The 23,385-nt window shown below is 70.1% G+C and carries 20 protein-coding genes and 1 riboswitch; of the genes, 9 read left to right on the forward strand and 11 right to left on the reverse strand.

From position 1 onward, the window contains the following. The first annotated feature begins 3 nt into the window (after window positions 1-3). From ptsP to ITJ66_RS07070, 4 genes are all read left to right on the forward strand, one after another. Entirely contained in the window at window positions 4-1,683 is a 1,680-nt protein-coding gene (gene ptsP, locus ITJ66_RS07055; protein WP_137242127.1) for a phosphoenolpyruvate--protein phosphotransferase, read from the forward strand. After that, the gene (locus ITJ66_RS07060; RefSeq protein WP_137242126.1) at window positions 1,680-3,266 is read left to right on the forward strand and encodes a PTS mannitol transporter subunit IICB; all 1,587 of its coding nucleotides are present in this window, start codon (window positions 1,680-1,682) and stop codon (window positions 3,264-3,266) included. The genes ptsP and ITJ66_RS07060 overlap by 4 nt, the downstream gene beginning before the upstream one ends. 118 nt (window positions 3,267-3,384) lie before the next feature. Next, a complete protein-coding gene (locus ITJ66_RS07065) occupies window positions 3,385-3,819 on the forward strand; it encodes a PTS sugar transporter subunit IIA (RefSeq protein WP_064296632.1) in 435 nt (144 codons plus the stop codon). After that, the gene (locus ITJ66_RS07070) at window positions 3,819-4,973 is read left to right on the forward strand and encodes a mannitol-1-phosphate 5-dehydrogenase (RefSeq protein WP_194644160.1); all 1,155 of its coding nucleotides are present in this window, start codon (window positions 3,819-3,821) and stop codon (window positions 4,971-4,973) included. The genes ITJ66_RS07065 and ITJ66_RS07070 overlap by 1 nt, the downstream gene beginning before the upstream one ends. Window positions 4,974-5,106: 133 nt before the next feature. On the opposite strand, the gene ITJ66_RS07075 is transcribed toward ITJ66_RS07070, so the two are convergent. Genes ITJ66_RS07075 through ITJ66_RS07095 form a run of 5 tightly spaced genes read right to left on the reverse strand, consistent with a single transcriptional unit; the run spans window position 5,107 to window position 9,329 of the window. Next, window positions 5,107-6,468: an FAD-binding oxidoreductase gene (locus tag ITJ66_RS07075; protein ID WP_194644162.1), complete on the reverse strand. Its 1,362-nt coding sequence runs from the start codon at window positions 6,466-6,468 to the stop codon at window positions 5,107-5,109. Further along, on the reverse strand, window positions 6,465-7,619 hold the full coding sequence (gene nagA, locus ITJ66_RS07080) for an N-acetylglucosamine-6-phosphate deacetylase (protein WP_194644164.1): 1,155 nt from the start codon (window positions 7,617-7,619) through the stop codon (window positions 6,465-6,467). Before nagA ends, ITJ66_RS07075 begins: the two co-directional genes overlap by 4 nt. Further along, on the reverse strand, window positions 7,616-7,972 hold the full coding sequence (locus ITJ66_RS07085) for a YrdB family protein (RefSeq protein ID WP_234993927.1): 357 nt from the start codon (window positions 7,970-7,972) through the stop codon (window positions 7,616-7,618). Before ITJ66_RS07085 ends, nagA begins: the two co-directional genes overlap by 4 nt. Window positions 7,973-8,012: 40 nt before the next feature. Then, window positions 8,013-8,909, reverse strand: a complete 897-nt coding sequence (gene purU / locus ITJ66_RS07090; protein WP_370582583.1) for a formyltetrahydrofolate deformylase — start codon at window positions 8,907-8,909, stop codon at window positions 8,013-8,015. Between the two features lie 27 nt (window positions 8,910-8,936). After that, on the reverse strand, window positions 8,937-9,329 hold the full coding sequence (locus ITJ66_RS07095) for a MerR family transcriptional regulator (protein WP_191940665.1): 393 nt from the start codon (window positions 9,327-9,329) through the stop codon (window positions 8,937-8,939). 184 nt (window positions 9,330-9,513) lie between these two features. On the opposite strand from ITJ66_RS07095, the gene ITJ66_RS07100 reads away from it, so the two are divergent. Beyond that, window positions 9,514-10,740 (forward strand): MFS transporter, encoded by a 1,227-nt coding sequence (locus ITJ66_RS07100; RefSeq protein ID WP_194644166.1) that lies wholly within the window; start codon window positions 9,514-9,516, stop codon window positions 10,738-10,740. A gap of 39 nt (window positions 10,741-10,779) precedes the next feature. Here the strand turns inward: ITJ66_RS07100 and ITJ66_RS07105 are convergent, their stop codons facing one another. After that, complete coding sequence (locus ITJ66_RS07105) at window positions 10,780-13,035, reverse strand: sigma-70 family RNA polymerase sigma factor (protein ID WP_194644168.1); 2,256 nt, start codon at window positions 13,033-13,035, stop codon at window positions 10,780-10,782. A gap of 404 nt (window positions 13,036-13,439) precedes the next feature. After that, window positions 13,440-14,942: a beta-N-acetylhexosaminidase gene (locus tag ITJ66_RS07110; RefSeq protein ID WP_194644170.1), complete on the reverse strand. Its 1,503-nt coding sequence runs from the start codon at window positions 14,940-14,942 to the stop codon at window positions 13,440-13,442. 160 nt (window positions 14,943-15,102) lie between these two features. After that, window positions 15,103-15,221: riboswitch (ZMP/ZTP riboswitch) on the forward strand. Window positions 15,222-15,263: 42 nt separating this feature from the next. Between ITJ66_RS07110 and glyA the strand changes: the two genes are divergently transcribed. Together glyA and ITJ66_RS07120 are read left to right on the forward strand one after the other, a co-directional pair. Then, the gene (gene glyA, locus ITJ66_RS07115) at window positions 15,264-16,535 is read left to right on the forward strand and encodes a serine hydroxymethyltransferase (protein ID WP_064296623.1); all 1,272 of its coding nucleotides are present in this window, start codon (window positions 15,264-15,266) and stop codon (window positions 16,533-16,535) included. Window positions 16,536-16,546: 11 nt separating this feature from the next. Further along, on the forward strand, window positions 16,547-17,419 hold the full coding sequence (locus ITJ66_RS07120) for a bifunctional methylenetetrahydrofolate dehydrogenase/methenyltetrahydrofolate cyclohydrolase (protein ID WP_085510300.1): 873 nt from the start codon (window positions 16,547-16,549) through the stop codon (window positions 17,417-17,419). A 46-nt stretch (window positions 17,420-17,465) separates the two neighbouring features. Here ITJ66_RS07120 and ITJ66_RS07125 read toward each other — a convergent pair whose 3' ends face one another. From ITJ66_RS07125 to galT, 3 genes are all read right to left on the reverse strand, one after another. After that, complete coding sequence (locus tag ITJ66_RS07125) at window positions 17,466-18,374, reverse strand: endonuclease domain-containing protein (RefSeq protein ID WP_194644172.1); 909 nt, start codon at window positions 18,372-18,374, stop codon at window positions 17,466-17,468. A 135-nt stretch (window positions 18,375-18,509) separates the two neighbouring features. Continuing rightward, complete coding sequence (galK, locus tag ITJ66_RS07130; RefSeq protein WP_194644175.1) at window positions 18,510-19,670, reverse strand: galactokinase; 1,161 nt, start codon at window positions 19,668-19,670, stop codon at window positions 18,510-18,512. Next, window positions 19,667-20,818: a galactose-1-phosphate uridylyltransferase gene (gene galT / locus ITJ66_RS07135; protein WP_194644177.1), complete on the reverse strand. Its 1,152-nt coding sequence runs from the start codon at window positions 20,816-20,818 to the stop codon at window positions 19,667-19,669. Before galT ends, galK begins: the two co-directional genes overlap by 4 nt. A gap of 83 nt (window positions 20,819-20,901) precedes the next feature. On the opposite strand from galT, the gene ITJ66_RS07140 reads away from it, so the two are divergent. Further along, on the forward strand, window positions 20,902-21,714 hold the full coding sequence (locus tag ITJ66_RS07140) for a DeoR/GlpR family DNA-binding transcription regulator (protein WP_064296618.1): 813 nt from the start codon (window positions 20,902-20,904) through the stop codon (window positions 21,712-21,714). A 38-nt stretch (window positions 21,715-21,752) separates the two neighbouring features. Then, window positions 21,753-22,268, forward strand: coding sequence for a YbaK/EbsC family protein (locus ITJ66_RS07145; protein ID WP_194644179.1), 516 nt, complete (start codon window positions 21,753-21,755; stop codon window positions 22,266-22,268). Here ITJ66_RS07145 and ITJ66_RS07150 read toward each other — a convergent pair. Beyond that, the gene (locus tag ITJ66_RS07150; RefSeq protein WP_194644180.1) at window positions 22,210-23,313 is read right to left on the reverse strand and encodes a CPBP family intramembrane glutamic endopeptidase; all 1,104 of its coding nucleotides are present in this window, start codon (window positions 23,311-23,313) and stop codon (window positions 22,210-22,212) included. The two genes, ITJ66_RS07145 and ITJ66_RS07150, sit on opposite strands and share 59 nt — an antisense overlap. Window positions 23,314-23,385 lie beyond the last annotated feature (72 nt).

A 23,385-nucleotide genomic window follows, 5' to 3' on the forward strand; every position in this document is an offset into this window, starting at 1 on the left:
CCGATGACCGCGTTCCAGGGCATCGGTATCGGCCAGGGCGTCGCCGTCGGCCCGGTGGCCCGCATGGCCGACCCGCTCCCCGCGCCCGCCGACGTCGCCAGCACCCTCGACCTCGCGACCGAGACCGAGCGCGCGAACACCTCCCTCGCCGCGGTCGCCCGCGAGCTCGAGGCCCGAGGCGCTGCCGCCGGTGGTGCTGCTCGTGACGTCCTCGAGGCCCAGGCGATGATGGCGGAGGACCCGACCCTCGCCGAGGAGATCGCCACGCGGCTCGCGGACGGCAAGACCGCCGAGTGGGCCGTCCACGCGGCGTTCGCCTCGTTCCGCGACCAGCTCGCCGCGATGGGCGGCTACCTCGGGGAGCGCGCCGCCGACCTCGACGACGTGTCGCAGCGGGTCATCGCCGACCTCATGGGCGTGCCGGCCCCCGGCGTCCCCTCGCCCGGCCACCCGTTCATCCTCGTCGCCCGCGACCTCGCGCCGGCCGACACCGCACTCCTCGACCTCGACCTGGTCCTCGGCCTCGTCACGAGCGACGGCGGCCCGACCTCGCACACGGCGATCCTCGCCCGCGAGAAGTCGATCGTCGCGATCGTCGGCGTCGTCGGGGCAGCCGAACTGACCGACGGCACGACGCTCGTCGTCGACGCGGCAGCCGGTGAGGTCACGGTCGATCCGATCCCCGAGCTCGTCGCCGCCACCGAGCAACGCATCGCCGACCGCCTCGCGCTCGTCAACGCACCGGTCGTCCCCGGTGCACTGGCCGACGGCACGCCGGTGCCGCTGCTCGCGAACCTGGGCTCCGCCGAGCACGCCGCCGCGGCTGCAGAGCTCGGCGCCGAGGGCGTCGGCCTGTTCCGCACCGAGTTCCTCTTCCTCGACCAGGCGCTCGCGCCGACGGTCGAGCAGCAGCGCGCGCACTACGAGAAGCTCCTGAACGCCTTCCCCGGCCAGAAGGTCGTCGTGCGCGTCCTCGACGCCGGTGCCGACAAGCCGTTGGCGTTCCTGAACGACGCGCACGAGGACAACCCGGCGCTCGGACTCCGCGGCCTCCGTGCACTGCGGGCGAGCGAGGACATCCTGCGCGAGCAGCTCACGGCGCTCGCCCAGGCCGACGCCGCGACGGACGCCGACCTCTGGGTCATGGCCCCGATGGTGTCGACCGTCGAGGAGACGAAGTACTTCATGGCGATCGCCGCCGAGTACGGGCTGAAGACGCCCGGCGTCATGGTGGAGGTGCCGTCGAGCGCCCTCCTCGCCGACCGCGTCCTCGCCCACGCCGGATTCGCGTCGATCGGGACCAACGACCTCACGCAGTACACGCTCGCCGCGGACCGCCTGCTCGGTTCCGTGGGCGCGTTCCAGGACCCGTGGCACCCGGCGGTCCTCCGTCTCGTGCAGCTCGTCGGCGAAGCCGGCCAGCACCACGGCAAGCCGGTCGGCATCTGCGGCGAAGCAGCAGCCGACCCGCTCCTCGCCGTCGTCCTCGTCGGACTCGGCGCCACCACCCTGTCCATGTCACCGTCGGCGCTCGCCGACGTCCGTCACTCCCTCCAGCAGTACACGCTCGACGATGCACGGCGCATCGCGGCAGCAGCACTGGCCGCCGACGGTGCGGCCGAAGCCAGGGCAGCGGCCACCGCTGCAACGACTCCCGAAATGAAAGAGGCAACATCATCATGACAACGACGTCTACTCCCAAGAAGCCGGGAGGTGCACGAGTCGGCGTACAGCGATTCGGCACCTTCCTCTCCGGCATGGTCATGCCGAACATCGCGGCCTTCATCGCCTGGGGCCTCATCACCGCGTTCTTCATCGCGACCGGCTGGTTCCCGAACGGGATCCTCGGCGGCTTCGGCAACGCCGACCTCATCGGCTGGCAGGGTGCCGCGACGGCGCTCGCGCAGGCCGACGACGGTACGACCTTCCCGCAGTACGTCGGCCTCGTCGGCCCGATGATCACGTACCTGCTCCCGCTGCTCATCGCGAACACCGGTGGCCGCATGATCTACGGTGAGCGTGGCGGCGTCGTCGCGTCCATCGCGACCATGGGTGTCATCGTCGGCAGTGCGATCCCGATGTTCATCGGTGCGATGATCATGGGCCCGCTCGCCGCGTGGCTCATGAAGCAGGTGGACCGGATCTGGGACGGCAAGATCAAGGCCGGCTTCGAGATGCTGGTCAACAACTTCTCCGCGGGTATCCTCGGAGCCCTCCTCGCCATCGGCGGGTTCTTCGGTATCGCACCGATCGTCACCGCGCTCAGCAGCTTCCTCGAGGGCATCGTCGACTGGCTCGTCGCCAACTCGCTCCTGCCGATCGCGAGCATCTTCATCGAGCCCGGCAAGATCCTCTTCCTCAACAACGCCATCAACCACGGTGTGCTGACCCCGCTCGGTGTCCAGCAGTCCGAGGAGACCGGCAAGTCGATCCTGTTCCTCCTCGAGGCGAACCCCGGCCCGGGCCTCGGCATCCTGCTCGCGTTCTGCTTCTTCGGCATCGGTCTCGCGAAGGCGTCGGCTCCCGGCGCGGTCATCATCCAGTTCTTCGGTGGCATCCACGAGATCTACTTCCCGTACGTGCTCATGAAGCCGATGCTGGTCCTGGCTGCGATCGGCGGCGGTATGGCCGGTGTCGCGACGAACGTCGCGTTCAACACGGGTCTCCGTGCCCCGGCCTCGCCCGGCAGCATCATCGCCGTGCTCATCCAGACGGCTCCCGACAGCTACTTCGGCGTGATCCTGTCGGTCATCGTCGCAGCAGCCGTCTCGTTCGCGATCTCCGCGATCATCCTGCGGGCCAGCCGGAAGCGCGACCTCGAGAACGAGAACGCCGGTGACCTCTCGGCTGCCGTCGCCGCGACCGAAGCCGCCAAGGGGAAGAAGTCGAGCGTGCTCGGCAACCTCTCCGCCGGAAGCGCCGCAGCCGGTGCGGACGTCGTCGACGAGGGCGTCGTCACGACGCTCGAGCGCGGCCCGATCCGCAACATCGTCTTCGCCTGCGACGCCGGTATGGGTTCGAGTGCGATGGGCGCCTCGGTGCTCCGCAACAAGATCAAGAAGGCCGGCATCGACGAGATCACCGTCACCAACAAGGCGATCGCGAACCTCGCCGACGACGTCGACCTCGTCATCACCCAGCGCGAGCTGACGGAGCGTGCGAAGGAGAAGACCCCGAGTGCCGTGCACATGTCGGTCGACAACTTCATGAACTCTCCGAAGTACGACGAAGTGGTGGAGTTGCTCCGCGGAGAGGGAGCACACTAGCAACGGAACGATCCCGGGGCCCACGCGAAGGGCGTGCGCCCCGGGGCTCCATCCACCGCCCTTCACCCGGCTCCGGACCGCACCGGCGGAGCCCCGCACGACGAATGCAGAGGAAGACATGTCGCAGGTACTGACCCAGGATCGGATCACCATCGTCACCGGGACGGTGACGCAGGAGGAGGCCATCCGCCGCGCTGCCGACGCCCTCGAAGCAGCCGGAGCCGTGACCGACGAGTACTTCGAGGCCATGCTCGCCCGCGAGCAGTCCGTGTCGACCTACATGGGCAACCTCCTCGCCATCCCGCACGGGACGAACGACGCGAAGGAGGCGGTCCGCGATTCCGCCCTGTCGTTCACCCGCTACGAGACCCCCATCGACTGGGACGGCGACGAGGTCCGCTTCGTCGTCGGCATCGCCGGCAAGGACGGCGGGCACATGGAGATCCTCTCCAAGATCGCCATCATCTTCTCCGAGGACGACGAGGTCGCCAAGCTGCTCGCAGCCGAGACGCCTGAGGAGCTCTACGCGCTCCTGAGCGAGGTCAACGAGTGATGCGAGCCGTCCACTTCGGCGCCGGCAACATCGGGCGCGGCTTCGTCGGCCTGCTCCTCCACGAGGGTGGCTACGAGGTCGTCTTCGCGGACGTCAACGCCGAGCTCATCGATGCGATCGCCGCGGCCGACAGCTACACGGTGCACGAGGTGGGCGACGGCGCGAAGGACACGGTCGTCACCGGGTTCCGCGCGATCAACAGTGCCACCGACGAGGAGGCCCTGGTTCAGGAGATCGCCACCGCCGACGTGGTGACCACCGCTGTCGGGCCGACCATCCTGCGCTTCGTCGCTCCGGTCATCGCTCGGGGGATCGCCGCCCGTCCGGCCGACGCCGCTCCGCTCGCCGTCATGGCCTGCGAGAACGCGATCAACGCCACCGACCTCCTCGCCACCGAGGTGCGCCAGGCGGTCGGCGATGAGGCCTGGGCGTCGCTGTCGACCCGGGCCGTGTTCGCGAACACGGCCGTGGACCGCATCGTCCCGGGCCAGCCCGCCGGGCAGGGCATCGACGTGACCGTCGAGACCTTCTACGAGTGGGCGATCGAGACCCCGGCGTTCAACGGCTCGCTGCCGTCGATCCCCGGTGCCCACTTCGTCGAGGAGCTCGCGCCGTACATCGAGCGGAAGCTCTTCACCGTGAACACCGGCCACGCCTCCGTCGCTTACTTCGGTGCGCGCGCCGGTATCGGGACGATCGCCGAAGCGCTCGCCGAGCCGTCGATCGCCGCGGCCGTCGGCGCGGTGCTGGAGGAGACCTCCGCGCTGCTCGTCGCCAAGCACGGGCTCGACGTCGACGCGCAACGCGAGTACCGCGAGACGATCCTCCGTCGTTTCGCGAACGTGCACCTGCCCGACACCGTGGAGCGCGTCGGTCGGCAGCCGCTGCGCAAGCTGAGCCGGACCGAGCGGTTCATCGGACCCGCCGCAGAGCTGGCGGAGCGCGGCATGGCCCACGACGCCCTCGTCTCGGCCATCGGCGCCGCGCTCGAGTTCGACGTCGCCGACGACGAGCAGAGTGTCCACCTGCAAGCGAAGCTCCACGAGCTCGCGCCGGGCACCTTCGTCGAGGAGGTCACCGGCCTCGCTCCCGAGCACCCGCTGGCTCCCGCGGTGCTCGCGCAGGTCGTCGCCCGACAGGCATCGCTCGCGTAACGCCCGTCGACAGGCTCAGGGACCGGATCCGTCCGGACCCTGAGCCTGTCGCCGTTCCCGGAGCCCGTTCCGGTCCCTGAGCCAGCCTCCGGTCCCTGAGCCAGCCTCCGGTCCCTGAGCCTGTCGAAGGGCCTCAGAACATCTTGCCCGGGTTGAGGAGGTTCTCGGGGTCGAAGAGCCGCTTGATCCCGTGCTGGAGCGCGAGCTGATCCTCGCCGAGCTCGTCGCCGAGCCAGCGCTTCTTGAGCAGGCCGATGCCGTGCTCGCCGGTGAGGGTACCGCCGAGCCGCAGCGCGGTGGTGAAGAGGTCGTCGGCGGCCTGCCAGATGAGGTCTGGTACCTCGACACCCTCGAAGACGAAGTTCGGGTGGAGGTTGCCATCGCCCGCGTGCGCGACCGTCGGGATGGAGATGCCGTACCGGCGCTCGATCTCGCCGATCGCCGTGAACATCGCCGCCAACTGGCTGCGGGGGACCGACACGTCCTCGATGAGCGGGGTGCCGAACTGCTCGAGCGAGGGGTGCAGGGCACGGCGGACGGCCAACAGGTGCTCACCCGTCGCGTGGTCGGTGGACATCTCGGCACGCCCGCCGCCGGCGTGGAGCACATCGAGGATCGCGGCGGCCTCCGCCTCGGCGTTCGGGCCGTCGGTCTGGATCACGACGTGCGCCTCGCCGCTGGTCGGAGTCGGCAGCTGCAGGTAGCGGTGCACGGCGACGAGCGCGACGGGGTCGAGCAGTTCCATGATCGACGGCTGGACACCGGACGCGGTGACGGCGGCGGTGGCCTCCGCTGCCGAGACCACGCTCGGGAAGTAGCCGGCGATGGTCGCGACGGTGCCCGGCGTCACGCGCCGGATGCGGACGGTCGCCTCGACGATGACGCCGAGGACGCCCTCGGAGCCGACCATGAGACTCGTGAGGTCGAGGCCGGTGACCCCCTTCACGCTCCGGTGCCCGACGCTGATGAGTCGTCCGTCGGCCAGGACCACCTTGAGGGCGAGGACGGCGTCGCGCGTCACCCCGTACTTGGCGCAGAGCAGGCCGCCGGCACCGGTCGCGATGTTCCCGCCGACGGTCGAGATCGCGCGGCTCGCCGGGTCGGGAGCGAACCAGAGTCCTCGGGCGAGCAGGAGGTCGTTGAAGGCACCGTTGATGATGCCTGGTTCGACGACCGCGAGGAGGTCGGGTTCGTTGATCTCCAGGACGCGCTGCATCTCGAGCGTCGACAGGACGATCTCGCCCGCGCCGCCGAGCGCGCCGCCGGCCAGTCCGGTACCGGCACCGCGTGTCACGACCGGCGTCCCGGTCGCGGTGGCGATACGCATCACCGTCTGGACATCCTCGATGGAACGCGCGGAGACCACGGCGAGGGGCGGGGCGTCCGACACGTGTCCGGACTTGTCGGACCGTGCGTCCGCGAGGACGGCGTCCGTCGTCGAGACCGCGTCGCCGAGGGCGTCACGGAGGGCGTCGAGGACGGGAGGCGTCGTCATCGCGGCAGGGGTGATCCGTCGGCCCAGACCGCCTGGACGTTCCACTGGTGGTCGAGGAGGACGGCGTCCGCGGCGTATCCCGGGGCCAGCCGACCGAAGCGTTCGGCCAGGCCGAGGACGCGGGCCGGGGTGCTCGTGAGGGCACCGACCGCCGCGTCCGCCGCGACACCGCTCGCGACGGCGAGTCGGAGCGCCCGGTCGAGCGTCAGCGTGGAGCCGGCGATCGAGTCGCCTTCCACGAGCCGCGCCAGACCGTCCGTCACCTGGACCTCGAGGGCTCCCAGGAGGTACCGGCCGTCGGAGGAGCCTGCTGCGGCCATCGCGTCGGTGATGAGTGCGACACGGCCCGGTGCCTGCTCGAAGGCGAGCTTGGCGACGTCGGGGTGCACGTGTTCGCCGTCGAGGATGAGCTCGACCGTGACCCGCTCGTCGGCGAAGGAGGCGATGATCGGTCCGGGCGCGCGGTGGTGGATCCCGTTCATCGCGTTGAACACGTGGGTGACGAGCCGGGCGCCGAGATCGAACGCCGTCTTCGTCAGTGCCTCGTCGGCGTCGGTGTGACCCACGGCGACGATGACGCCGGCCTCGACGAGGACCTGGATCGCCTCGAGGGCGTTCGGCAGCTCAGGGGCGATCGTGATCTGCCGCAGCGTGCCTCGGCTCGCGTCGATGAGGCGTTCGACGACCGCCGGGCTCGGGTCGATGAGCGCACCGGGGTCGTGCGCGCCCTTCTTGACCGGTGAGAGGAACGGACCTTCGAGGTGGGCTCCGAGGACCAGCGGATCCTCGGCGACGAGGTCGGCGATCCCCTCGAGGCTCGCGACGAGGGCGTCGACCGGGTTCGACACGAGGCTGATGAGTGTCCTCGTGGTCCCGTGTGCCCGGTGCACCGCGAGTGCGCGTCCGATGGCGTCGCGTCCGTCGTCGAAGGACGACCCGCCGCCACCGTGGACGTGGAGGTCGATGAACCCCGGCGTGAGGTGGCCGCCGTGTGCGTTGTGGACGGATGCGCCGTCGCCGACGGGGATGGAGCGCCAGTCGTCGCCGGTGCCGGTGGAGCGGATGACCCCGTCGACCGCGTGCAGCCAGAAGGCGTCCTGGTGGCCGTCGACGTCGACCTTGGTGGCGGAGTGGATCAGGAGCTCGTTCATGCGAGCTGCTTACGTCCGCGGACGACACCACTGGCGACGGCGACCACGGCGAAGACGGTCGCGATGATCGGCTGCCCGAGGTGCAACCAGGCGAGCGCCGCCGCCGCGAAGATGAGGAGCTCGACGACCGCCTGGCCGTAGAGGTCGATGCGGATCACGGCGCGCGGTGAGAGGAACAGCGCCCAGAGGATGATCGCGACGACCGGCGCGGCGATCCCGACGACCACGTTCAGCGGGAACGGCCACACCGCGACGCCCCAGAAGCCGAGCGAGAAGAAGGCGAAGAGTTCGAGGAAGAACCGCAGGATCTCGTTGGGGCCGATCTTCACGTCGGCGGGAGTTCGTTCAGACACCACACGATTCTACGGCGCGTGGCAGCGAGCCCGCTCCGGGTCAGCGGAAGATGATCGTGCGCGCACCGTCGAGGAGGACGCGGTCCTCGGCGAACCACTTCACCGCCTGGGTGAGGGTGCGGCTCTCCTCGTCCTGGCCGATGGCGACGAGCTCCGCGGGGGAGCGGGAGTGGTCAACGCGGACGACGTTCTGCTCGATGATCGGTCCCTCGTCGAGGTCGCTCGTCACGAAGTGCGCCGTCGCACCGATGAGCTTGACGCCGCGCGCATGCGCCTGCTTGTAGGGGTTCGCGCCCTTGAAACCGGGCAGGAAGGAGTGGTGGATGTTGATGGCGCGACCGGCGAGGCGCTCGCAGAGCTCGGGGGAGAGGATCTGCATGTACCTGGCGAGGACGACGAGCTCGATGTCGTGCTCCTCGACGGCCTCGACGACCCTGGCCTCGAACGCCGCCTTCGAGGCGGCGTCCGTCACGGGCAGCGCCTCGAAGGGCACGCCGTAGAAGGAGGCGAGATCGCGGAGTGAACCGTGGTTGCTGAGCACGAGGGGGATCTCGACCGGGAGCTGGCCGGCCCGTTGACGGAAGAGGAGGTCGTTGACGCAGTGTGCCGCCGTCGAGGCCAGGACGAGCGTCCGGAGCGGACGACCGACGACGTCGAGCCGCCACTGGAGGGCGTACCGCTCGACGACCGGTGCGATGGCCGCCTCGAAGCGCTCGCGCGAGACCGCCGCCTCGACCTGGAGCCGCATGAAGAACCGCCCGGTGTCATCGCTCGAGAACTGCTGGCTCTCGGTGATGTTGCCGTCGGCCTCGACGATCGCACCGCTGATCGCGTGCACGATGCCGGGCCGGTCCTCGCAGATGATCGAGAGCACCCAGTGGACGGAGCGCTCGTGCGTGGTCGATGGCACAGCGGAGGGATCGGTCGAGTTCGTCACCGACTCAGGTTACCGGGACCCGACGGCTCAAGCCGCAGGGACGGACCGCTCGTCGACGAGGTCGGCGTGGGAGGACTGCCGCAGGTACGACCGCACCGTCTCGCGGCTCTGTCGCAGGCAGTCGATGCGGGCGTCGATCGAGGCGATCTGCGCGTGGAGCGACTCGGCCGTCGCGCGGGAGCAGTCGGGCACGGCACGCGAGGTGCGTGCGTCGTCGAGATCGAGGACCACGCGCACGAGACGGGTCGTGAGCCCCGCGTCGAACAGGTTGTCGACCGTGACGACGTGGTCGATCGCGGACGGTTCGTACTCCTCGGGCGCGTGCGACGCGCGCACGGGCGCCAGGAGTCCCTCCTCCTCGTAGGAGCGGAGCCGGGTGGCCGGGACACCCGTTCGTTCAGCGAGTTCTGCAATGCGCATGAGCGGCCTCTCTGTCACCTTCACGTCAGCTGCAACGTCGGATCGAGCCCTCCGCATTCCCGCCCTCGGGTAGACTCGTCCGCGGTCGCCGGATGTCGGTTGACCCTGGGCGCGCACATCAGCGCGTAGACGAACTCGTCCGCCACGTCAGCCGACGAGTGAACGCCATCGTTGGAGCAATCCGATGACCTCCTCTTCGCCCTCCTCGGCGCGCGCCGCCGAACCCTCCAAGCCGACGTCACCGCCGTTCCCCTGGGTCGGCCTGATCGCGCTCGCGGCGGGCACCTTCCTCTCCGTCACCGGCGAGATGATCCCGACCGGCCTCCTCCCGGAGATGAGCACCTCGCTCGGCGTCACCGAGTCGCAGATCGGGCTCCTTGTCAGCGTGTTCGCGTTCACGGTAGTGCTGTCGAGCACCGCGCTCATCCACCTCACCAGGCGTGTCCCGCGACACGCGTTGCTCGTGGCCGTCATCGTGGTCCTCGGCGTGAGCACCGGTCTCGGCGCGCTCGCCCCGAACTACGAGCTCCTCGTCGCCACCCGGGTGCTCGGCGGGCTCGCCCATGGCGTCTTCTGGGCGGTCGTCGGCGCGTACGCCGGTCACCTGGTCCCGAAGGAGCAGCTCGCGCGCGCCGTGTCCGTGACGATCGCGGGAGGCACGCTCGCCTTCGTCCTCGGCGTCCCGCTCAGCACCGCGCTCGGGCACGCGCTCGGCTGGCGACTCGCGTTCGGCGTCCTCGCCGCGGCGATGCTCCTCGGCGCCGTCGTCGTGTGGTGGAAGCTGCCGCCCGTCGGTCGGGAGGAGTCGCACGCGGCCGCCTCGGGTGCCACGGGCCGTGATCCGAGCATCGTCCCGGTCGCGATCGTCTGCATCGCGGTCGGCGTCATCATGGCGGGACATTACGCGTTCTACACCTACATCGCGCCGTTCCTCATCGGCGAGGTCGGTGTCCCGGGCGGCCAGCTCAGCATCCTCCTCCTCGTCTACGGCGTCGCGGGCGCGATCGGCCTCATCCTCACCGGCAGCGTCTTCGCGAGGCGTGCGACCACGGGCCTGTTCGTCGCCCTGACCGTGTCGGCGGCCATGGTGAGCGTCCTCGCCCTCTCAGCAGGCTGGCTTCCGGGCGCACTCGTCGCGTTCTTCCTCTGGGGGACGGCCTTCGGCATGCTGCCGCCGCTCATGCAGACGCGCCTCCTGCACGCGGCGAGCCCGCGCATCCGCGACACCGCGAACGCGTTCTACACGACGGCGTTCAACACGGGTATCGGTGGCGGCTCGGCGCTCGGCGCGTTGCTCCTCGCCGAGATCGGTCTCGGCGTGCTGCCGTGGGTGTACGTGTGCCTCGCCGTGGTCGCGACCTCACTCCTCGCGGCGGACGTGCTGCGCACCCGCAAGCGCGAGTCCGTCTGATCGAGCACGAGCCGTTGCGGACGCGCTGAGCGGGACCGCTTACGGTACAGCCGGTTCGTCCGTCGTCGGCGCCGGTGAGGCGTCTGCACCATCGGTCGGCGCGGTGACGTCGGGCGCGGTCTCCACCGGCGTCTCCGTCGCCAGATCCGGCTCGGTCGCCGGATCCTGCTCGGTCGGACTCGGCACGTCCGTCTCCGTCGCCGGATCCGCTTCGGCCGGGGTCTGATCCGCGATCGGGTCGACGACGGCCTGAACCGGGACCGGAGCGGGAACCGCCTCCGGTGCGGTGTCCAGAACCGCTTCCGGGAGCGGGGCCGTCGCCGGATCGACGGCGGCGTCGGTACTCAGGAGTCCGGTCAGCGAGAGGTACTCGACGGAGGTCGCAGGTCCCACGCGCGATGGGTCGGACGGGTCGACGCTCCAGACGCTGAGCTCGTGGAACCCGACGGCAACGGCGGCGCCGGTGAGCGTCGCTCGACCGTCGGCGTCGAGCGCGACGCGTTGCTCGTCACCACCGTCGACCGTGTATCCGACCGCGCCGTTCGGAGCACCGACGACCACGAGCGGGCCGGTCGGATCGAGGAACTGCACCGACAGGACCGTCCGGAGCCCGGTGACGGCCGGCCCGCTGATCGACATGGTGGCCGGTTCGGCGGACACGGAGACCTCGTCGCCCAGGGTCTGGCGGACGGTCAGGACGAAGGTGCCCGTGCGGCCGAGGTCGACCGGGCCGGTCGACCAGGTCCCGGTCTCGGGAGGGGCTGTGGCGGACGCCCGCCGAGCGGAGGCCGGCACGACCGTCGACGCGACGACCACCTCTCCGTCGAGGATGTCGACGGTGGCGCCGGCCGCTGCGGTACCGCTGAAGGCAGGCCACAGGAAGCCGCCACCGGTGTCGGCGGCCATCGTCGGCGCCGGGAGCTCCTCGGGGTCCGTCGGATCCACGGGGTCCACCGGGTCGACGGGATCGACGGGAGGGGCGACGGGCGGAGCCGTCGGCGACGGCACCTGGGGGTCGGCCACCGGAGGCGGCGTCGCACCCGTGCCGGGCGTCGGCCGGGGAGTGGGCACCGGTGCCGAGGGTGTCGGGGTCGTCGGCGCGGACGGCGACGTCGTCGGACCCGTGGTCGGAGTCGCGCCCGGTGTCGGCACGGCGACGGGGTCGCTGGTCTCGTCGGCCGAGACGGAGGTCGCCGAGTCTGCTCCGGGCGGGAACACCACCGGACCCAGGACGAGCGCGGCGGCGGTCACCGCCGCGACGACGCCGACGCCGATCGCGGCGATGATCCCACCGGAGAGACCTGCCGTCGCAGCACCCGCGACGCCCGCACCCGACGCGACGCCGGCACCCGACGCGGCACCGCTGGAACCGGCTGCTCCGGAAGCCGCTGCTCCGCCGGAGGCCGCCACCGAGGTGCTCAGGTGCGCCGTCAGTGCGACCCCGCCGGTGACGCCGGCCGGCATCGCGGCGACCGCGGTCGTCGACGCACCGTTCGTCTGCAACCACGCGGTGTAGCCGGCCGCACCGGCGGCGCCTGCGACGAGGGGGAGGAGGACGAGCGCCATGCGCGAGCCGACCTCCTTCGCCTCAGCGGCCACGATGGTGCACCGCTGACAGGCGTCCAGGTGCGACTCGACCTTGGCCGTGTCCCGGGCGGAGAGGTTCCCGCGCGCGTACGACCCGAGCCTGCTGATCGTGAAGGCGTGCTCCGAGTCGTCGTCGACGGCCTGCAGGTGCGCCTGGATCCACGCTTCGCGCAGCCCCTCGCGTGCTCGGTAGGCGAGCGCGGCCACCGAGTTGGCCTTCATCCCGAGGAGCGGCGCGACCTCCGCAGGTGTCATCGCCTCGATCTCCGTGTACCAGAGCACCTCCTGCCACCGGGTCGGCAGGCTTCGGAACGCTCGGGCACTCAGGCTGCGGTCGAGGGCCTCGATCGAGGACGCCTCGTTCGTGTCCGGGTCCTCGAAGGAGTCCAGGGTGTCGAGTGAGGTCTCCCGACGCGACCGGCCCCATGCGGCCGCCGTGTTCCGGATGGTGGTGAACAGGTACGGGCGGAAGGCGCCGGTGGGTCCCTTCCCGCGGCGGACCGCCTGATAGATGCGGGCGAAGGATTCCGAGACGAGGTCGTCGGGATCGAGGCTCGAGGTGACGGACCGGGCGACGGTCCGTCCGGCGTTCGAGTGCCGTCGCCACAGCTCCGCGTAGGCGTCCTGCGAGCCCGTGCGGGTGTGCTCGATGAGCTCGGCATCCGATCGCTCGGCGAGCGATGAAGCCGGGGATGTGTCCAGGCTCATGATGCCTCCGTCTGCGAGCTGCGCATTACCGGGCACCGTGCCCGCTCAAGAGAGTCGGGTGAAGCGGGATCATGACGCCGATTCCTCATCTTGGCACGAGGTGTCTCGCGGACAGCCGCTGGCGCCGAGGAAGATCCGTTTCGATTGTTCTGGGAAACCGCGTCATGACCTGCTCGGGATGCACTCTCTCAGGATGAACAGCAGGATTCCCGGCGACGGGGACCCGGCTGGGTCGTCCTCGGACGGCCACGATGCGCGCCACGGCCGGTGTGCATCGGGCAACGGACCCGAAACGTTGCAGATCTCGACGGGAGGGGGCGCCTTCGTGCGTACCCGTCGACAGGCCGGGAGTGGTGCTCGGGGGCGAGCATCGCTCCCGGCCGCCTTTCCGACCGTCGCTCGGATCAGTCGAGCCAGCTGACCTCGGGGGAGCGGTGGAAGGCGATGCCCGCTGCCGACCATCCCTGAGCAAGTTCGGCCAGCCGGACCCGGAAGTCGCTCCAGTCCGGCGCGCGTCGCTCCGACCATCCGATCTCCGCGATGGACGCGACACGAGGGAAGACGAGGAACTCGAGCGTCTGCACGTCGGCCACGGTCTCCGTCCAGAGCGGGGCCTCGACGCCGAGGATGTCCTGCTCACCGACGCCTTCGACGATCTCGGTTGGCTCCCAGACGGCGGAGCGTTCGACACTCGTGGGGCCGTCCGCCCAGGTGAGGCCTGCCGTCGCGACGTCGGGGTACTGCATGTCGAGGTAGGCGGCGTCCGCCGGAGACATGATGACCTGCCCGCCCTGATCCACGAACGAGCGCAGCTTGTCGGCGTGACCGTCCTCGGGGGAGACGTAGTTCCAGTACTGGCCGATGGTGCCGGGGTCGAGGTCGCGTGACGCGCCGAACTCGTGCCAGGCGATGGCGGTCTTCCCCGTCGTGGCGACCAACTCGGACACCCGACGGGCGAAGTGGAGGAAGTCCGCCTCAGGGGTGGCGAGCGCTTCATCGCCGCCGAGGTGGAGATAGGGGCCCGGGGTCATCGCGGCGAGCTGGGTGAACACGTCCTCGAGGAACGCGTAGGTGGACTCGGCATGGATGTCGAGGCTCGAGAAGCCGACCTCCGTGCCGGTGTACGGCTCGCGGGCGACGCCGTCCGGGTTGAGTTCGGGATACGCCGAGAGGACCGCGTTCGTGTGTCCGGGGACGTCGATCTCGGGGACGATCGTGACGCGTCGGTCGGCGGCGTACTCGATGATCGCCCGGTAGTCGTCGGCGCTGTACGAGCCGCCCGTGCCTCCACCGACCGCGGTCGCCGCACCGATCCCGGTGAGCTCCGGCCACCCGGCGATCTCGAGGCGCCACCCCTGGTCGTCGGTGAGATGCAGATGCAGGTGGTTGAGCTTGAGTGCGGCGATCTGGTCGATGAACCGCTGCACCTGCGCGACCGTGAAGAAGTGCCTCGCGACGTCGAGCATCGCGCCGCGGTAGGCGAAGCGCGGAGCGTCGTCGATGACGGTCGCGGAGACGATCCAGTCCTGTGCGCCGGCCGTCGGTGCCCAGTTGGCCGGCGGGAGGAGCTGCCTGAGCGTCTGCGTGCCGTGGTGGACCCCGTCGGCGTCCGCGCCGACGATCTCGACACCGGAGGCTGCGGCGGTCAATCGATAGGCCCCGCTCGTCGTCGACAGGCTGGGGTCGATCGACAGCCTGATGACCGTACCCGCGGAGTCCACGACCTCCTCCGTGCCGGCGGTCTCGACCAGGAGCGCGAACCCCGTGGAAGCGCGCAGGGCGTCGGCGAGGATCCGGGCCGTGGTCGCCGCCGACGGGTCGGTACGGATCACCGACTCCGCCGACAACCGGAACGGGGGAGCGGAGGCGTCGGTGGTCTGCGAGACGGGGCGGGGCAGCAGGCTCATGGGCGGTTCCTTCGGCGTCGGCGACGCGGGATCGTGGGGGGCTGGAACGGGGTTTGTTCGGAGGGTGAACAAGCGTCGGGCCATCCTGACACACCGGCCCCCACCGTTGCCCGGCCTCTCCACAGGACGGTGCGCGTCGGGCGTCCCGTTGCTATGCTGCTAGCAGTCGCAACTGGCGTATAGACGGAGTTCCGCTCCGCCTCAGATGGTTCACCATCGGGGAGCGACCCTGCACCTTGAAGACAAGGGCGGATTCGGCCGCACGCCTGGGCCGAAACGGCACATCACCGACATCCGTTCTGTCATAAAAGGGAGCCAGTCTTGTCCGACACCTTCAACGCGCCACTCTCCGAGGTCGATCCCGAGATCGCAGCGGTCCTCGAGCAGGAGCTCGGTCGCCAGCGCAACACCCTCGAGATGATCGCGAGCGAGAACTTCGTGCCCGTCTCCGTCCTGCAGTCGCAGGGCAGTGTCCTCACCAACAAGTACGCCGAGGGCTACCCGGGTCGTCGCTACTACGGCGGCTGCGAGTTCGTCGACATCGCCGAGTCCCTCGCGATCGAGCGGGCCAAGAGCCTCTTCGGTGCCGCGTACGCGAACGTCCAGCCGCACTCGGGCGCCACGGCCAACGCCGCGGTCCTCTCGGCGATCGCCACCCCCGGCGACACCATCCTCGGTCTCGAGCTCGCCCACGGTGGTCACCTCACCCACGGCATGAAGCTCAACTTCTCCGGCAAGCTCTACAACGCCGTCTCCTACGGCGTCGACCCCGAGACCTTCCTCGTCGACATGGACGTCGTCCGCGACAAGGCACTCGAGCACAAGCCGCAGGTCATCATCGCCGGTTGGTCCGCCTACCCGCGCCAGCTCGACTTCGCCGCGTTCCGCGCGATCGCCGACGAGGTCGGCGCGAAGCTCTGGGTCGACATGGCGCACTTCGCCGGCCTCGTCGCCGCAGGGGTCCACCCGTCGCCCGTGCCGTTCGCCGACGTCGTGTCCTCCACCGTGCACAAGACCATCGGCGGCCCGCGCTCCGGCTTCATCGTGAGCCGCGACATGGAGCTCGCCAAGAAGCTCAACTCGAACGTGTTCCCCGGCCAGCAGGGCGGACCACTCATGCACGTCATCGCCGCCAAGGCGACGGCGTTCAAGCTCGCCGCCACGGCGGAGTTCAAGGACCGGCAGGAGCGGACACTCCGCGGTGCCAAGCTCCTCGCCGAGGCGCTCACCTCCGAGGCGTCGAAGGCCGCCGGAATCGACGTCCTCACCGGCGGCACCGACGTGCACCTCGTGCTCGCCGACCTCCGCACCTCCGAGCTCGACGGCCAGCAGGCCGAAGACCTCCTCCACGAGGTCGGCATCACGGTCAACCGCAACTCGGTGCCGTTCGACCCGCGCCCGCCGATGGTGACCTCCGGTCTGCGGATCGGCACCCCGGCACTTGCGACGCGTGGCTTCGGCGACACCGAGTTCGCCGAGGTCGCCGACATCATCGCTCTCGCGCTGCGCAACGGTGCCGAGGCCGGAGCCCTCCGGGAGCGCGTCACCGCGCTCGCCGAGCGCTTCCCGCTCTACCCCGGCCTCCAGCAGTAGGGCGCGGGCGCATGACCGCACAGATCCTCGACGGTAAGGCCACGGCCACCGCCATCAAGTCCGAACTCGCGATCGAGGTGGCCGCGCTCAAGGAGCGTGGCATCTCGGTCGGGCTGGGCACCGTCCTCGTCGGGTCCGACCCGGGTTCGCAGTGGTACGTCGCCGGGAAGCACCGCGACTGCGCCGAGGTCGGCATGGAGTCGATCCGACGCGACCTGCCCGAGACGGTCTCGCAGGAGGAGCTCGAGGCCGTCCTCGACGAGCTCAACGCCGACGAGAGCTGCACCGGCTACATCGTGCAGCTGCCGTTGCCGAAGCACATCGACACCGACGCGATCCTCGAGCGCATCGATCCCGAGAAGGACGCCGACGGGCTCCACCCGACCAACCTCGGTCGTCTCGTGCTCAACGTGAACCGCCCGATCCACACGCCGCTGCCGTGCACGCCGAAGGGCGTCATCGAGCTGGTGGAACGCCATGGGATCAGCTGGGCGGGCAAGCACGTCGTCGTCGTGGGCCGCGGGGTCACCGTCGGTCGCGCGATCGGCCCGCTGCTCACCCGTCGTGAATACAACGCGACGGTCACGCTGACGCACACCGGAACGGTCGGACTCGACGACATCCTCCGCACCGCCGACGTGATCGTCGCCGCGGCGGGCGTCCCCGGGATCGTCACGCGCGATGCCGTGAAGCCCGGCGTGATCGTCCTCGACGTCGGTGTGAGCCGCGAGACCGACCCCGAGACCGGCAAGTCCCGGGTCGTCGGCGACGTCGCCCCTGACGTGGCCGAGGTCGCCTCGTGGATCAGCCCGAACCCCGGTGGTGTCGGCCCCATGACCCGCGTCGGTCTCCTCGCCAACGTCGTCCGCATGGCCACCCCCTAACCCAGCCCGCGAGGGGTCCCGTTTGGTTGGTGCGCGCGGCGTGCCGCTAGCCATTCGGGACCCCTCGTGAGCGCAGGGCCTGAGCCACACGGTCGGCGATGAGCGACGGAGTGCCGAGGTGCGATCGGTTCACCCGGATGACTCGCCAACCGGCGGCCATCAGGCGGTCCAGCCGGTCGATGTCCCGGAACGCCTGGCTTTCCGTCGCGAAGTGGACGGCTCCGTCGTACTCGACGAGCACTCGGTGCTCGGGATACACCAGGTCTCCGAGCGCCATGAAGGCGCCGTCGTCATCGACGATGACGCGATTCACCTGCGGTTCGGGAAGACCAGCTTGAACGAGCGACAGCCGGAGCTTGGTCTCCTGCGGTGAGTCCGTTCCCGGACGGATCGACAGGAGCGCCTCCCTGAGCCGCTTCGCGCCGCGTCGCCCGTTCATGCGTGCGAGCCCACGGATGAGTTGCGGCATCGTCGCGAGCGGGTCCTGGCGCCCGACCAGTGCATCGCCGATCATGATGAGTTGACCGAGCGACAGCGTGTTGCCGAGCTGACACCAGACATCGACAGCGGTGGAAACCGGAACCCCGCCCAGTATCGCGGTCTCCCAGTGTGACCGGTCGAGCTTGTGCCCGACGACCGCCGCTCCCTTCGGCGCTCGCTGTGGAGCCGCTGCCGAAACATGGATGGGACCGTTCTCCAGCGGCAGCGGCAGCGGGAGTTCCCAGAGCGAGGCCGCGAACGTGTGGCTGAAGAACTGACCAGGTAACAAGAGCGGGGCGTACGTCAATGCCCGTTCGTGCGCCGATTTCGCATCATGAGCGACGTGAACGCCGTGATGCGGATGTCGGAGATCGCCAGCTCGCAGACGGGCCCTGGTCACGCCCAGGGTGCGGGCTTCGTGAGCCGTGAAGGCTCGCTGGGCAAGGGGTTGGGGCAACGAGTCGCGGACAGCCATCCCCTCAGCCTGACCACTGAAAGGACCCCGCCGCCGAAGTTCCTCACAAGCTGCCCGCGAGGGGTCCCGAATGGCTAGTGGTCAGGCTGTTCGACCAGCCATTCGGGACCCCTCGCGGGCAGGGGAGGAGGAAGGTCAGGATTCTCGGGTGGCTCCGGCGGCGGGGCGGACGGGGAAGATGGTCGGGGCGGTGAAGGACGCCTCGGCGAACGCCGCCGTGACCGCCTCGGCCACGGCCGACGCCAGGGCGACGGGGACCAGCGCGATCGCCGCACCCCCGAACCCACCACCGGTCATCCGCGACCCGATCGCACCGGCCGCCATCGACGTCTCGACGGCCAGGTCGAGTTCCGGAACCGAGATCTCGAAATCGTCACGCATCGACGCGTGGGAGGCCACGAGCAGCTCGCCGATCGACGTCGGCCCGTGCTCGCGCAGGGTCCGGACGGTGTCGAGGACACGCTGGTTCTCCGTCACGACGTGACGGACGCGGCGGAAGGTCTCGTCGTCGAGCAGTTCACGAGCGCGCTCGAGGTCGCCGACCGTGACGTCGCGGAGCGAGTCGGCGCCGAGCGCTGCGGCACCCGCCTCGCAGGACGCCCGACGTGCCGCGTACCCGCCCGACACGTGGGCGTGCTCGACGCGCGTGTCGATGACGAGCAGCTCGAGGTCGTGCTCCTCGAAGCCGAGGGGGATGACGTCGGTCTCGAGCGAGCGGCAGTCGAGGAAGACGCCGCAGTCACGCTGGCCGAGGAGCGACGCCGACTGGTCCATGATGCCGGTCGGCGCACCGACCGCTCGGTTCTCGGCGAGCTGGCAGATCTTCGCGAGCGTCCGGCGGTCGTGGTCGAGGTGCCAGATCTCGGTCAGTGCGACGGCGACCGAGGCCTCGATGGCCGCGGAGGAGGAGAGGCCGGCCCCGACCGGGACGTCGGAGTCGATGTAGATGTCGACCCCGGGCACCTCCTGCAAGGGTGCCCCGAACTGGCCGAGCGCCCATGCGACGCCGAGCGGGTAGGCAGACCAGCCGTGCAAGGCGTCGGGATCGAGCGCGCGCACCGAGACCTCGACGATCTCGGGCGAGAAGCTGCTCGACACGCGGATGCGGTCGTCGTCACGGCGCCGGACGGCTGCGACGGTGCGGCGGTCGATCGCCATCGGGAACACGAAGCCGTCGTTGTAGTCGGTGTGCTCGCCGATGATGTTCACGCGGCCGGGCGCGGTCCAGAGGCCGTGCGGTTCGCTGCCGAAGGCGTTCTCGAATCCGCTCGTGGCGGTGCGCTGCAGGTCGGTCATACGGGGTTCTCCTCGTCGGCTGCGGCGATCGCGGCGCGCAGGGCGGTGGCGGTGGTCTCGGGCGGGACGTCGCCGATCCAGGCGCCCATGGCGGCCTCGGAGCCGGCCAGGTACTTCAGGCGGTCGGCTCCACGACGTGGGGAGGTGAGCTGCAGGTGGAGTCGGAGCTCGTCGCGGTGGACGCGGGTCGGCGCCTGGTGCCAGGCGGCGATGTACGGGGTCGGGGTGTCGTACAGGGCGTCGACTCCCCGCAGCAACCGCAGGTAGAGACCGGCGAGTTCGTCCCGTTCTTCGAGCGAGGTCGCGGCGAAGTCGGGCACGTGCCGGTGGGGGAGCAGGTGTACCTCGATGGGCCAGCGCGCGGCGAACGGGACGAACGCCGTCCAGTGCTCGCCGGCGAGGACGACGCGCTCGTCAGCCTGCTCCGCGGCGAGGATGTCGGCGAAGAGTCCGGGACCGTAGGCCTCGCTCGCGGCGATGAGCCGCTGCGTGCGCGGGGTCACGTAGGGGTAGGAGTAGATCTGTCCGTGCGGGTGGTGGAGGGTGACACCGATCTGCTCGCCACGGTTCTCGAAGGGGAACACCTGCTGGATCGAGTCGATCTGCGACAGTGCGTGCGTCCGGCGGGCCCACGCTTCGATCACCGTGCGCGCCCGGGTGCGGGACAGCGAGCCGAAGGAACCAGTGCTCGACGGGCTGAAGCTCACGACCTCGCATCGGCCGACCGAGGTGCGCGTCCGGCCGATTCCAACCGTCTCGAGGTCGGCGAGGTCGACCGGTGCGTTCTCGTCTTCGAGCAGCGGTCCGAAGGACGGCGACTTGTTCTCGAAGACCGCGACGTCGTACTGGTCGGGGATCTCGGAGGGGTTCGAGGGGCTCGCGGGCGCGAGCGGGTCGAGGTTCGCGGGTGGCAGCATCACGCGGTTCTGGCGGGCGGCGGCGATCGAGATCCACTCACCTGTGAGCGGGTCCTGGCGCATGGATGCGGTCGGCGGTCGTGGGGCGAGTTCGCGTGCGTCGGGCAGGCGCTCCGCAGGCAGCGTCGTGTCGACGTCGTCGAAGTAGATGAGTTCGCGACCGTCGGCGAGGCGCTGGGTCGAGCTCGCGATCGCCGGGTCGATGACGAAGGTGTCGTCGAGTGGGGGCATGGGGATCCTCAGAATGGGTTGTCGAAAGGAAACGTACAACGTTTCGCCTTGAAAAGTATAGGCAAGTCAGCGAAGATTCAAGCATGTCCGACGACGAGCCGATGCAGTTGCCCGCCCCACTGCGACGCGACCGCATCCGCGAGCTCCTCGATGAGCGCGGCTTCGTGCGCGTCGCCGACATCTCCGACGACTTCGGCGTCTCCCGGGTGACCGCCCGGACGGACCTCGACACCCTCGTCGACCAGGGCGAGGCCGTCCGCGTGCACGGAGGTGCGATGCCCGTGCAGGGACGCGGCGCCGTGGAGTCGCCGATCGAACTCGCGACCGCGACCTCGGCCCACGCGAAGCAGCGGATCGGTGAGGCGGCGGCCGCGATGGTGCGCTCCGGTCAGAGCGTGATCGTCGACGTCGGCAGCACCGGCCTCGCCCTCGCCCGCGCGCTCAAGGCTCGCCGCGACCTCGCCGACGTCGTGGTCATCACGAACGGCCTGACCATCGCGCTCGAGCTCGAGTCGGAGATCCCGAGGTTCTCGGTGATCGTCACTGGTGGATCGCTTCGGCCGCTCCAGCATTCGCTCGTCGATCCGCTCGCCGGTTCGCTACTCGGCCAGGTCCACGCCGATCTCGCCTTCATCGGGTGCAACGGTGTCGACGCAGGCCATGGCGTGACCAACGTCAACCTGCCCGAGGCCGAGGTGAAAGCCAGGATGGTTCGCGCGGCCGAGCGGGTGGTCGTGGTCGCCGATGCCTCGAAGCTCGGTGTGCGGCAGCTCGGCCGGATCGCCGGCCTGGAGGCCTTCGACGCCCTCCTGACCGACGACGGGGCCGCGCCCGAGACCATCGCGCTCCTCCGGGAAGCGGGACTCGCGGTGACGCTCGTCCCGCTCGGCGACTGACCTCGCGCGCGGACCGCCCGATGCGGCAGCATGGTCGCATGAGTGATCGAGCGCATCCGGCCGTGTCCGTCGTCGAGCAGACGCTGCGTGATCGCGGGGCTCAGGGCGAGATCACCTGGCTCGACGACGCTGCACGAACGGCGGCGCTGGCAGCGGAGGCCTTGGGGATCGAGGTCGGGGCGATCGCGAACTCCCTCGTGTTCACGCTCGACGGCGAGCCGACGCTGATCCTCACGAGCGGCGCCCACCGTGTCGACACCGCCTGGGTCGGCGAGCGGCTCGGTGGACGGCTGAAGCGTGCTGACGCCGAGGTCGTCAAGGCGGCGACGGGACAGGTGATCGGTGGCGTCGCGCCCGTCGGTCACCCGGAACCGATCCGCACCTATGTGGACGAGGCGCTCGCTGCCTACCCGGAGGTCTGGGCCGCAGCCGGCCATGCGCACACGGTGTTCCCGACGACCTTCGAGGAGCTCGTGCGAGTGACCGGCGGGCAGGTCATCGCGGTGGAGCCGCCGACGGATCCTGCGGGGTCGTCGGCAGCTGCGTCGGCGTAGCCACCGGAGCGGCCATGGCGGCCGGCGGCGTCCCCTGCTGCTTCGTCACCCGGCTCGGCGGCAGCGGAGCCGTCGCGGTCACGCCGTTCCTGCGCCCCCACCAGGTGCTCACGACGGCTGCGGCGACGCAGAGCGCCATCGGGATGAGCATGAACGGTCCGCCGGCGCCCTCGCCTCGCTCGAAGACCTGGTCGGTCTGCGACATGAGGGCCGTGGGGACGAGGAGCAGGACGTTGTTCGTCGCATGGATGAGCACCGGCGCCTCGAGGCCACCGGTCCCGCGGGCGGCGAAGGACATCGAGGCGCCGAACACGAAGTAGTAAGCGATGAGCCAGGGGTCGCCGGCGAAGTGCACCGAGGCGAAGACCGCGCCGGAGACGACCGTGCCGACGAGGAACGCCGTGATCGGTCGACTGAACCAGGATCCGACGGAACGTTGGATGAGGCCGCGCGCCCCGTACTCCTCGCCGGCCGACTGCAGCGGCGTCGTGAGGATCACGACGGCGAGCATTGCGATCATGGTGCCGTCGATCACGATGGGCTCGAGCGGGGAGAGCAGGACGGACGCTCCGACGTACACGATCCACACCGGGACGATGATGAGCGCAAGGCGCCCGAGCCAGCGCCAACGGAAGCGCCCCTCCACCGAGGACAGCCACCGTGGACGGACGCCGAAGATCGCCCACTGGATGAGCATCGACACCGGGATGAGCGCGGCGAGCGACAGGTTGTTCGCGAGCATCGTCACCGGCGTCAGCGTCATGAGACCGTTCGCGACGTCGTCGAGCGTGTACGCCCCGGTGGCCACGTCCACGATGAGCGCGATGCCGCCGAGCACGATCGAGAGGATCAGGAACACGACGACGAGCAGGAGGAGCGCGAGTGCGCCACGCCACCAGGCCGGTGCGGCGCGGAGGGCGTGGTCGTACGTCGCGAGCTGCCGCTGGGGCACGGCTGGATCGACGGGCGTCGAGGCCGGCATCGACGCCGGTGTCGTCGAGGGTGATGGCGAAGGCGTCTGCGGGTGCTGTCCGGGATTCGTCATGCTGCCAGGGTAGGCAGCCGTGGCCGCAGGACGCGTCCCCCGAGCGATGGACGACGAGCGACGGATAGCCGG

It is taken from the genome of Plantibacter sp. VKM Ac-2885 (genome assembly GCF_015351205.1).
Taxonomy (GTDB): domain Bacteria; phylum Actinomycetota; class Actinomycetes; order Actinomycetales; family Microbacteriaceae; genus Plantibacter; species Plantibacter auratus.